Source organism: Haliscomenobacter sp. (assembly GCF_033763495.1).
Classification (GTDB): domain Bacteria; phylum Bacteroidota; class Bacteroidia; order Chitinophagales; family Saprospiraceae; genus Haliscomenobacter.
Window position 1 is genome coordinate 18,877 of sequence record NZ_JANRKL010000228.1, and the last position, 11,734, is coordinate 30,610.

Here is an 11,734-nt window from a genome sequence, read left to right on the forward strand (position 1 = left end):
AAGCTCGTAAATTGGCCTAACCTATCTTTTCTCAAAACCTGAAATTAAGTAGTCTATTATGAAAAAACTGATTTTACTCCTATTTGCTGGCCTGCACTTGGTCCAACTTCCAGCCCAAAGTGCCTATTACACCAATTTACAATCCCAACTGAGCAGCAAATATAACCTTTCAGGAGGGCTTTGGTTGCTACCTGCAGATGAAAATCAAGCCCTCAGTACGCTCGGTGGATACGGCGGCACCTTAAGCAACAGCATCAACACTACAGGGCAAAGCTTCACCCGCCTGCGGCAAATGACCATCAGCTCCCCGGGAACCGAGCCCTGGAGTAGTGGTGTCAGTTGTAGCAATACTCAAGCCATCACCAAAGGTTCAATTTGTCTCATGGTGGTATGGGTCCGTTCGGCAGGTGCCGAAAAAGCCAAAGTCAATTTGTTTCTGGAACGCGCCAGCACCTTTGAAAAGGAAATTTTCCTGACCACCGAGGTCAGCACCCAATGGCAGCAATTCATCGCTCCCTTTAATGCTGATTTTGATTACGCAGCGAAGCAACTCAATTTTGGTTTTCACACTGGCTACAAAGCCCAAAGCATTCAGATTGCCGGAATCGCCTTGATCGATTTTAAAAACAAATACACCCTTGATCGTTTTCCGCTGGAACTACACCAAAACTATGCCGGTTCTGAAGCCAGTGCTGCCTGGCGTAGTGAAGCGGATCAGCGGATTGAACAAATTCGCAAGGCCAATTTTACCTTAAACGTAAAGAAGACCAACGGCGATCCAGTAACAGGTGCTACGGTAAAAATGGAAATGCTGGAGCACGAATTCAAATTTGGCTCAGCGATTACCGCCAACCGCATTGCCGGAAACAAACAACAGGACAATACCTACCAGCAAAAAATCTTCGATTTTGATGGCAAAGGCCATGGATTCAACGAGGTGGTTTTTGAAAACGACATGAAATGGGATGCCTGGGAAGAAAAATGGTTTGCCAGCAATGCCGATGTGGCCAAAGCTACCTCCTGGCTGAACGACCGCGGGGTGGTGGTGCGGGGACATAACCTGGTTTGGCCGGCCTGGCAATACCTGCCCGATGACATGGAAAAGAACAAAACCAATCCAGCCTACCTGAAACAACGCATCAACAGCCACCTTGCGGAAATCCTGAATTACCCGGGCATCAAAGGCGTAATCAAGGAGTGGGATGTACTCAATGAAATTACCCTTAACGAAGAACTAGCCAAAGCCTTTGCAGGCAGCCCGGGTTATGTGACTGGTCGGGAAATTTATGTGGATATCCTGAAAAAAGTAAAAGAAATAGACCCTTCCATCAAAATGTACCTCAACGATTACACCACCATTGACCAGGGGAACTTACCAGGTAATGTAACCTACGAACGCACCAAACAGTACCTCAAGGAAATACAAAATGCAGGCATCAAAATTGACGGCATTGGCTTTCAGGGGCACATCAGTTCGGGTTTGGTTTCGATGTATGATGTAAAAACAACCTTGGACGATTTTTACAATACCTTTGGTGCCCGTGCCAAAATTACGGAGTACGACTATGGAAGCCTGGTCGGGGATAGCCTTGCTGCACGCTTCACCGCCGATTTTCTGACCATGTGCTTTAGCCATCCCTCGGTAGATGGTTTTTTGAGCTGGGGCTTTTGGCAAGGTGCACATTGGCTGAACAACGGACCCTATTTCCGCCAGGATTGGTCGATGCGCCCCGCAGGCAAGGCGGTTTCCGATTTGATGTTCAACAAGTGGTGGACCAATACCAGCACCAGTACCAATGCCAGTGGCGTTGCACAAGTGCGTGGTTTTAAGGGCAAATACCGGATTACGGTGAGCCTGAACGGAAAAGTTGGGTATGTGGACACCTTGAATTTGACGGAAAACACCAATCTTGCCGTCAGCCTGCCAACCTCGGTTGGAGTAAATGATTTGAGCAAAGACAAATTCAAGTTGCAGTTTAAAAACCCTGTGGCACAAGGTGAAGCCGTAGCGATTAGTTGTTCTGAAGCGCCTCTTCAGATTCAGCTCATTGGAATGGATGGACGCGTTTTGCGACAAATGAATAAAACTGGAGCGAAATTCAACCTAACTATACCAAATCCCCCCGGGCTTTATTTATTGAGGGTGAAACTAAGCAATGGCGAGCTTTGGTCTGAAAAATTATTGGTCCAATAGTTTTAAGTGCCCGATCATAAAGTGCCAATAATTATGATCGGGCATTTACCCTTATTGATGTTTATAAAATATTGTCAAACTCATCATGATCCATCCCCCCCTCCAATTTATTGATGGTGGGTTGTAAAATCCAGACCCCAATGGGGAAAAACCAGACCAGGAAAAACTCACCTACGAAGTCACTGAATTTAACCTTTCTTTGCAATTCAGCGGTTTTGATGGATTTGGCTACAAAATAAATGCAGTAGAATATGCAAAAAATGGAAAAGAAATGGATAGGTAGAATAACAGCAATGATTATCGGATTGATATGAGGTTCCTGTTCTGGAACAAGCAAGGAAAGTTGACTGACCATACTCAGTACAAAAATGGAAACCGCAGTAATATAGAAGGCTGGAAGGAATAAAAACACTTTGAACAGCTTGGTAGAAAGCTTCAACTCATCAGGTAATTTGTGTTGCAGGCCAACGCCCACCGACCAGTACCAGACCCAATACACGATCATACTGATTAATGAGAATCCCATAAAGTATTTGAGCGGTTCAAAAATAACCATGGGATCAGGGGCTCCTGCGTCTATCTCGCTGAACACAGAAACCATTTGGAAAACTATGTAAAGGTAAACCAGGAAAGGGATTCCGAAAATCACGACGAACAATTGCCAGTGTTTGGCCCTTAAAATAGTACTTACCATTGCTTTAAGGTTTGAGGTGAATAGTAGTTTTGGTGTAAAAACAATGACAAGTTAAGGGGAATCAACATGAGATGCTGGTTCCAAGCGCTTTAGGGATGGCATTAAGGGAATTATTCGACTAGCTGATTATTTCCTCGCCACAACATCCTTTGCCGAATCGATATACGGTTTCCAGTATTTGCTCGCAGTGATGTTGTCCACGATCACCCCGCGGGAAGTGGTGCTGTGCACCACCTGGATGCCTTTGCTATCGTTGGAAACCACCAAGGATACGTGGAAAATGGGCTCCGATGGACTGCGCCGGAAAAAAATGAGATCACCCGGCTTTACTTTGGCAACATCAACACTGCTGCCTTGTAGCGCCTGATCACGGGAGCTGGCGGAGATTTTGATGCCATATTTGTTCATCACAAAGGAGGTAAATCCAGAGCAGTCAAATCCGGTACTTGGGCTTTTACCTGCATACTTGTAAGTGATGCCTAGATGGGTTTGGGCAAAAGAGGTGATGTCCTTGCGCAGCATCATTTCTTTGCTGGAAACAGATGGTGGAACGGGGCTATAATCCGTGCCTGTTTTTTCAACGGGGTCTTTAGGCCGATCTGTTGTCAAATCGCGCAGCACATTGCAACGCACGGCCAACCATACCAAAAGTAGCAAAAACAACAAGCGTTTGGTCTTGAACATCCAGATCTGGAATTTGGTGGGTCGACGGGTAGCCATAAGGTTCTTTTTTGGACGAAATGTAAGGCTTGAACGAAAAGTTTTGCCCGAAGGTTACATGCTGGGTCGGTTTTTAACGTTTTCGTAAAAGTCCAGGATCCCATAAGGTTGTTTTTCAAAACCTTATTCCGTTCAAAAAATGCGCTGAAATTGGGTTTCCAAATGTTCGCGCATGGCTACACAAAAAGCGTCGGGGTTGCCATTGTCCACCATATTCACATTCGAAGCTATGAAGAGTTTATTGGGCATGAAGGGTGCAACCTGAAAGATTTCCCTTAAATTGTGCTAATTAAAGACCCTTCTGCAATGAAAAAATTGTTTATACTCCAGCTCTGCGCAACGATCCTCCTCGTTCCACAATTGTCTTTTACACAGGTCACCACTCCAGCCAGCCTCCGCTTATTGCCAGCCGAGGAGGAAGAGTACCATCAAATCGAAACCAACATCAACGCCAAAGACCTGGTTGCTTTTCGGACCTCACGCGGGCTAAAACTGGCCACAGTGCCCAAAAAAATGAGCTTCGATAAACAGGACATGGTACCTGAAGCGATGAAGTTAAGGGGTAAAACCTCCCTGAAGTTTCGTCGCAAAAGTTATCGGATAGAATTGAACACGCCCTTTACATTCAATACTTCACAAGGGCAAAAGGTGCTTAAAGATTTTCATTTGTTGAGCCTGACGATGGATCGGGGCTATTTTGGCAATCGCTTGGCCTTTGCGTGTTTGCGCGAAATGGGTGTTGCCAATTTATACCACAGTTTTTTGGAACTCAAAATCAATGGGCAATCGGAGGGTTTGTATTGCTTTATCCAACGCCCGGAGGATTATGCCCTGGAAGATTTAGGCTCCCCTTACGTATTGCGACGCTCCGCGGTGGATATTGTCATCGCCGATTATAAATTGGCCAAAGGACAGGCACCTGAGCTCAAAACCCAGGCTGAAGAGGCTTATCAAGCGATGATTCGTGCAGCCAACGAGTTGGAAGGGGACGCCCAATTCGAGTATTTTCGCACCCACCTCGATTTGGATGCATACTGTACCTGGCTGGCTTTGAACACCTGGTTTCAGAATGGCGATTATACGGACGAAGTACTCTTTTACGTCCAGCCTGGTAAAACGCCCATGCGTTTTGGAATCATTCCCTGGGATTTTGACGATGTATTTGCGACCAGCCCTCATGAAGACTGGCCCCGCAGAAACGCTGCATTGGGAGACAAACTGTTGTTTTCCTCAGAAGTGAGCCTGGATCGCTGCATCGCCAATAACCCCCTGCTCTACCGTTTTTACCTACAAAAGATGAAAGCCTTGTTGGAAGCCTTGCCCGAGGCTAAACTTCGGGATCTCTATGGTACCATTTATGCAGAATTGTTTCCTTACTTCAAACGAACCCCCATTTTGGAAATGAGTCAGTACGATCGGCAAAAAGCGACAAGCTTGACAAGATTGGAAACGCAAATGAACGAATCCTTTCAGTTTTTGGTCAAACGGCGTGGAAGCCTATTGAGGATGATGGGTGAAATCAAATGAGATCTTGGGGTTCTTCCCTGGTAACCGAACGCGGTATTACAATTCTTTGCGCAAGCTTGCTTTGGGCACATTCAACTGCTCACGGTATTTGGCCACCGTTCGCCGGGCAATGTTGTAGCCTTTTTCCTGTAACAATTGAGTGAGTTTGTCATCCGAAAGTGGCTTGCGCTTGTCCTCTGCGCTAATGATTTCGGTGAGGATTTTTTTGACCTCCAGAGTAGAGACCTCTTCTCCTTCGCTGTTTTGCAAAGATTCTGAGAAAAATTCTTTCAGCCGACGGGTCCCGTACTCCGTCTGCACGTATTTGCTATTGGCTACCCGGGAAATGGTCGACACATCGAGGCCCGTGCGATCGGCAATGTCCTGCAAAATCATCGGACGAATCTTTTTTTCATCACCACTCAAAAAGTATTCTGTTTGGTAGTCCATGATGGCGTACATTGACTTGTACATCGTTTCATGGCGTTGCCGAATGGCATCGATGAACCAACGGGCCGATTCTATCTTTTGGCGGATGAATTGCAAGGTTTCTTTCTGGCTGCGGGTCAGTTTGTTGACCCTGCGCTGGTCATTATAAGAACGCAACATATCGCGGAAAGAATCACTGATGCGGAGGTCCGGGGCATTGCGGGTATTGAGGGTCAGTTCCAGTTCTCCATCCCGGTTGAGCACAATAAAATCAGGAATGATGTACTGCGCCGAACGTTCCATGGACCCGGCAATGTAAGCACTGGCGGGTTTGGGATTGAGCTTCAGGATTTCTTGATGAGCGGCTTTGAGTTGTTTTTCAGTAAGGTTAAATTGCCGCTGAAGTTTTTCAAAATGTTTTTTGGAATAGGCTTCGAATTGCCTGTTGATGATTTTACCAGCTACTTTAAGCGCTTGTAATTCATCGTCGTCCAGGTCTTCACCCTGTTCTATCTTGATCAACAACTGGATGTACAGGCATTCCTGCAAATCGCGCGCGCCGATGCCCGGTGGATCTAAGCGTTGAATTTTTTTAAGGATATCAACTACCTCTTTTTCCTCAATCATCAGGTTTTGAGAAAAAAGCAGGTCGTCTGCAATGGCATAAGGCTCGCGGCGCAAATAACCATCTTCGTCAATGCTGCCAATGATTTGCAGGGCAATGGTTTCTTCCCGCTCATTGCTGAGGTTGAGCAAGCCGATTTGTTGTTCGAGGTATTCGTGGAAACTGTTCTCGATCGCCACCGGAAGGGTTTTTTCTTCCTCGTCGGCCTGGTAACTCTCGCCCCGTTCTTTGTAAGAAGCTGGATCATCTTCCATGTAACCGTTGAGGTAATCGTCGAGGTCGAAGTTCTCGTCACTGTACTGGGTTTCTTCAGCATCGGCCTCATTGTTGGCAGATGCCATTTCTTCTCCGGCTGCGTCAGTACCTGCTTCGTAGTCTACTTGTTCGTCGGCAAACTCGTCGTTGGTTTCTTCCAGCGCCGGATTTACTTCCATTTCCTCCTTGATGCGTTGTTCGAGCAAAGCAGTGGGTATCTGCAGCAATTTCATCAACTGAATTTGCTGTGGAGATAACTTTTGGAGTAAGAGCTGACGTTGTCCTAAACTTGTTTTCACGTTACAGTACTGGCTAGATGTCTATTCAATTAAAGGTAAATACGCAAAAATCCGAGGATGGTTGCATCGTTTAGCAAAAATCGTTCCAATTTCTCAAATTTAGGGGGTATTGTGGCAAGAATCAAGGGGAAGTAGTGAAAAAAGCGGCAGCACCCGCAAAAATGAACAGGATGGTGTCACTTTTGCCCCAAATTTGCCGAACCATGGAATGTTTTTCAACGAAACACTGCATACCTTTCCAGAGTTTGTTGTTCTATGACAAACAGGTTTAGACTCATTTACGAAACGTAAAATATCTGTAAACATAAGTGCAATTTATTTACTTCAATTTTGACAAGCTCTAAGTTTTTAAAACATTTCAACCATTTACATTTCTGTTACATCATTTTACATTTTATATAGCCTTCCAAAATGCCCAGTGATCTACCTTAGTAGTAGGGCAAAAATAAGTGATCATTTTTCCTGAGCCAGAGGATTAGATAAGAAACTTGAAATGACACGTTTACTTATCTAATCCTCCGGCAAAATGATCACTTATTTTTTTATCGCCCCCTTAACAAAAAGGTTTTTCCATGAAAAAAAATCTCTCTCGCCTATTTTTTTGCGCGCTGGTTCTTTTGGCAGCTGCCCATCCACTTTGCTCAGGGCAGACCAAAGTCGCCCAAGAACCCATCGACCAATACGTGGTAGAAGTTTTTGAAGACTCCAAAGGCAAGCTCTGGTTTGGAACCTTGTCCAAAGGGGCAGCCTGTTATGACGGGAAAAAACTCAGTTATCTCTCCACTAAACAAGGCTTAATCGGAAATGCAGTGGTCAGCATTGTTGAAGACCGCAAGGGCAATATGTGGTTTGGCACCCAATCCGGTCTTTCCAAATACGACGGCAAAACCTTTACCAACTTTTCCCGCAAAGAAGGGCTTATGAACAACCAGGTTTCAGATGTTTTAATCGATAAAAAAGGAAACGTTTGGGTAGGAACCTGGGGTGGGGTTTTTCGCTTTAATGGGAGTACTTTTTCCAGTTTTCCCCTCCCTACCCCCAATCTGCAGCTATTGAGTTATCAATCTACCATGAACTGGGTGACTGAAATCATGGAAGACAAGAGGGGCAATATCTGGTTTTGTAGAGATGGATACGGTGCTTGTAAATTTGATGGTAAATCCTTTACCCATTTCACCAAAAAGGACGGCCTGGCCTCCAACAATGTACAAGCCATTCAAGAAGATAATCAAGGCAATATTTGGTTCGGCTCCAGAATTACGGAAAAAGATAATCCCGACCCCAAGAGCAGAACTGGCGATGGGGGACTTAGTCGATATGATGGTAAAAAAATCATTCAATACCCGGCTGTAGAAGGTTTAAGTAAAAATGAAACCTACGCCATCCACACTGGTCGCTCCGGAAAAATCTGGATTGGTGCCAATCGTGTAGGGGCTTATTGCTACGACGGAAAAAAATTCACGCTTTACGGCGAAACCGATCGAGCAGACCTGATGCCTTATGGTTATGGCATTCAAGCCATTTTGGAAGATAGCAAAGGGAGGATTTGGTTGGGGTTATCAGGGGGGCTTTTTCGGCTTAAAGATTCAAAGATTGCGCATATGGGGGAAAATGGGCCCTGGGAATAAAAAGCTGTCGATACAGGATAAGGAACGGGTTCAAAATAATGTTTGATCTGTGAAGGCAGAAAAATTTATTTTTACAAGCAACCAATGCTGCCAAAATAACATATTCAAACCAATGAATAAATTCAGCCTCCTATTTTCCCTTTGGTTTTATTCCCTTGCACTTATTGCTCAGCAACCCGTACCTAGCAAACCCCGCGTACTCATCAGCACCGACATCGGCGGTACCGATCCCGACGACAATCAATCGATGGCGCACCTGCTGATGTACAGCGACCTGTTTGAGCTGGAAGGGCTGATTTCTTCTCCTTCTTATGGCAGTGGCAGCAAAGCAGAGATTTTGCGCATGATTGATTTATATGAAAAGGATCTGCCCAAGTTGCAAGCGCATAAAAAAGGTTTTCTCGCTCCTGATTATTTGCGTTCCATCACCAAACAAGGGCGCCGCGGGGCAGCTCCTTAACGGGGTTATGCAGATGCTACGGAGGGCGGATGTTTTGCTGGATTGGGCAAAGCGTTGGGTCTGGTTGAGGTAATAAAGGGTTTATGAATTTCCTACCATTCCCAAAAACCTAACTGAGGTAGCGCTAAGATGAACTGAGGTGGTTCAAAAAACAGGCCTTTTCGGGCTTGCGCGCTGTTACTTTTTGCACCACCTTAGCCCATTATCACTCACTCCGCAAACTTTCCACTGGATTCGCCAGGGCCGCCTTTACACTCTGGAAACCAATCGTCACCAAAGCCAGCAACAGCGCCAAGCCTCCAGCCAGCGCAAAAACCCACCACTGCACAGGCGTGCGATAGGCGAAATCGGCCAACCACTGGTTCATGAAATAATAAGCGATGGGAGAAGCGATGACAATAGCCACCATGACCAGTTTGAGAAAATCCACCGTCAACAAGCTACTGATGCTGCCCACACTGGCCCCCAGCACTTTGCGGATGCCAATTTCTTTGGTGCGCGATTCCACTGTGAACACCGTCAGGCCGAATAAACCCATGCAGGCAATCAGAATGGCCAGGATGGAAGCCGCGCTGAAGATTTTTCCGAACTGAGCCTCAGCCTTGTACTGCTTGTTGAACAGTTCATCCACAAACAAGTATTCAAAAGGATTGCCGAGGAAGTATTTTTTGTAAATTTTTTCTAGTTTAGCCAATTTTGCCGGGAGATTATCTGTACTCAGTTTAATGGTGAGGTCATTGACTTGGGCAGGGTAAAAAACCATTGGGCCGATGGCTTTTTGCAAACCCTCGTGGTGATAATCCTTAACCACTCCGATCACTTGCAGGTAGCGTTCATCCCATTTTATTTTGGTAGTCAAAGCGTCTTTTACGTCTTCAAAGCCCAGGGTTTTGGCTGCTTTTTCGTTCAGGATTACCTTGTCGTTGTCGTTCCATTCTATATCCGTTTCCGTAGCGGTGAAATTCCGGCCAGCCTTGAGGGGAATTTTAAAGGTGGGCAAATAGTTCTCTCCAATAATGGCAAAGGAGAAGGATTGGGTTTCGGCACCTTTTTTTGATTTGGGCGAACTGAAGCCGTCGGTAGAAAAATTGTAACCCCGTCCTGGCCCACTGCCCGAGGTGCAAAAACCCTCCACAAAACTTTGTTGGGCAATTTCATCCTGGTAAGCCGCTCTGCGCTGTTTGTAGGTCTCATCCAGATTCAACTGGGGCGCTGCAATCAGCACCAGTTGTTTGCTGTCGAAGCCCAGATTGGCCTGCTGCATAAACTTCAGTTGTTTGAACACCAGCATGGTGCTGATGATCAGAACTACGGAGATGCTAAACTGAATGACCACTAAAGATTTGCGCAGAAAAACACCCGAGCTGGTTTTGGCGATTTTACCTTTCAGCGTATCTACCGGTTTGAAGCGTGCCAAAACCAGCGCAATGTAAACACCAGAAACGATTGAACTCAAGAGCAACAAACCTACCCCCAGTGCCCAAACCGGGTTTTGGAACAGGGTCTGCAAGCTGAGGGTCTTTTCAAACAGCTGGTTGAACAGTGGCTGCAAAAGCACCACCAAAACAATGGCCAGCACAAAGGCAGAAAGATTGACCAAAACAGATTCGGTCAGGAACAAACCCAATAAATCCTGCTGGCTTGCGCCAATGGCCTTGCGCACCCCAACTTCATTGGCGCGTTTGATGGAGTTGGCGGTATTCAGATTGATGTAGTTGAACCAGGCGATCAGCAGGATCAGGAAGGCAATGCCCATCAGCATCAGAACATAGCGACGATTGCCGGTGTGTTGCAGGTCATCCTGAGCAGATTTGGCCAGGTGTACTTCGGCCAGGGGTTGCAGGCGGAATACGGTGGCATCTTTTTCGGTCTGAATCTCTCGTCGCAGTGCCGTAAGCTTTTTTTCCAGGGCTTTCAGGTTGGTGTTAGGGCTTAATTCAAACAGCATGTTGATGTACTGGTTGTCCAGATTGTCCAGGTCTGCCCAAGAATTTCCGTTGAGGTTTTCTTTATTTTTCAGGTTTTCAAGGGAAAAGACCATGTCGAAGCGGATGTCCGAATTGTCGCCCATGTCTTCGTATACCCCTTTTACTACGTACACGCGGTTGCCAAATTGGTTGTTCAGTTTCAGGGTCTGCTCCAGGGGGCTTTCCTCACCGAAGTATTTTTTGGCCATCGAAGCGGAAATGAAAGCCGCATCGGGTTGATTCAAGTCTTTGGCTTGGCCTGCTACGAGCGGGAAACTGAAGAACTCAAAAAAATTGCCTTCTACGTAGCTCAGATTTTCCTCGCGGAAGGAGCGATTGTTCAATTGGTTTTGCACCACACCTTGGGTAATCCCATCGGAAAAACGGCAATAGGATTTGATTTCTGGTAGCCGCGATTTGGCTATTTCTGCCCAGCCGGGTTCCACCTGTGGCCAGTTTTCACCTTGCGCATTTTGGCACATCATGCGGGCCAGATTGGGCAATTTGGCGTGAAATTGGTTCACACTTTTTTCCAAACTGACGTATTCCAGAATGAACAGAAAGGCAGCAATGCCCATGGCCAGACCGGCTATGTTGATGGTGGAGTAAATTTTGTTTTTGCTGAGGTTGCGTAGTGCAACCGTGAGGTAATTTCTAAACATGGATTTTGATTTTATCGGCCTGAATAAACATGCAATAGTAAGGCCTTCACCAAGTAAATCCCACCCAAAACCCATGCCAAATCACAATAAATTAATAATCAATAATTAACAACTAAATATTATTAAAAACATGTTCGGTTTTGATACACTTCCTGTTCAGGTTTGGCCATTTTTTGGAAGAAAACTCATTTGCTTTTGTGCAAAATGAGGAGGAGGCATTTAGAGATAACTTGTCTAAAATTTTAATTATAAATAGTTTTTAGACAAGTTATTTTTTATTTCTTGACTAAAATTG

General features: G+C 45.7%; 7 protein-coding genes and 2 pseudogenes. 4 read left to right on the plus strand and 5 right to left on the minus strand.

Annotated elements, in window-relative coordinates; translation table 11 throughout:
- Positions 1 to 58 precede the first annotated feature (58 nt).
- Positions 59 to 2,194 (plus strand): endo-1,4-beta-xylanase, encoded by a 2,136-nt coding sequence (locus SFV55_RS26955; protein ID WP_320032694.1) that lies wholly within the window; start codon positions 59 to 61, stop codon positions 2,192 to 2,194.
- A 61-nt stretch (positions 2,195 to 2,255) separates the two neighbouring features.
- Here SFV55_RS26955 and SFV55_RS26960 read toward each other — a convergent pair whose 3' ends face one another.
- Both SFV55_RS26960 and SFV55_RS26965 read right to left on the minus strand, forming a co-directional pair.
- Entirely contained in the window at positions 2,256 to 2,888 is a 633-nt protein-coding gene (locus SFV55_RS26960; RefSeq protein ID WP_320032695.1) for a hypothetical protein, read from the minus strand.
- 126 nt (positions 2,889 to 3,014) lie between these two features.
- Positions 3,015 to 3,608: a C40 family peptidase gene (locus SFV55_RS26965; protein ID WP_320032696.1), complete on the minus strand. Its 594-nt coding sequence runs from the start codon at positions 3,606 to 3,608 to the stop codon at positions 3,015 to 3,017.
- A gap of 306 nt (positions 3,609 to 3,914) precedes the next feature.
- Here SFV55_RS26965 and SFV55_RS26970 point away from each other — a divergent pair, with 306 nt between their 5' ends.
- On the plus strand, positions 3,915 to 5,135 hold the full coding sequence (locus SFV55_RS26970; protein WP_320032697.1) for a CotH kinase family protein: 1,221 nt from the start codon (positions 3,915 to 3,917) through the stop codon (positions 5,133 to 5,135).
- 36 nt (positions 5,136 to 5,171) lie between these two features.
- Here SFV55_RS26970 and rpoN read toward each other — a convergent pair whose 3' ends face one another.
- Positions 5,172 to 6,722: an RNA polymerase factor sigma-54 gene (gene rpoN / locus SFV55_RS26975; RefSeq protein WP_320032698.1), complete on the minus strand. Its 1,551-nt coding sequence runs from the start codon at positions 6,720 to 6,722 to the stop codon at positions 5,172 to 5,174.
- 136 nt (positions 6,723 to 6,858) lie between these two features.
- Positions 6,859 to 6,954, minus strand: a pseudogene (locus tag SFV55_RS30305) (DUF2236 domain-containing protein); the annotation flags it as partial.
- A gap of 340 nt (positions 6,955 to 7,294) precedes the next feature.
- Here SFV55_RS30305 and SFV55_RS26980 point away from each other — a divergent pair.
- A complete protein-coding gene (locus tag SFV55_RS26980) occupies positions 7,295 to 8,350 on the plus strand; it encodes a two-component regulator propeller domain-containing protein (protein ID WP_320032699.1) in 1,056 nt (351 codons plus the stop codon).
- A 112-nt stretch (positions 8,351 to 8,462) separates the two neighbouring features.
- Positions 8,463 to 8,807: pseudogene (locus SFV55_RS26985) on the plus strand (nucleoside hydrolase-like domain-containing protein); the annotation flags it as partial.
- 208 nt (positions 8,808 to 9,015) lie between these two features.
- Here the strand turns inward: SFV55_RS26985 and SFV55_RS26990 are convergent.
- Positions 9,016 to 11,439 (minus strand): ABC transporter permease, encoded by a 2,424-nt coding sequence (locus tag SFV55_RS26990; RefSeq protein ID WP_320032701.1) that lies wholly within the window; start codon positions 11,437 to 11,439, stop codon positions 9,016 to 9,018.
- Positions 11,440 to 11,734 lie beyond the last annotated feature (295 nt).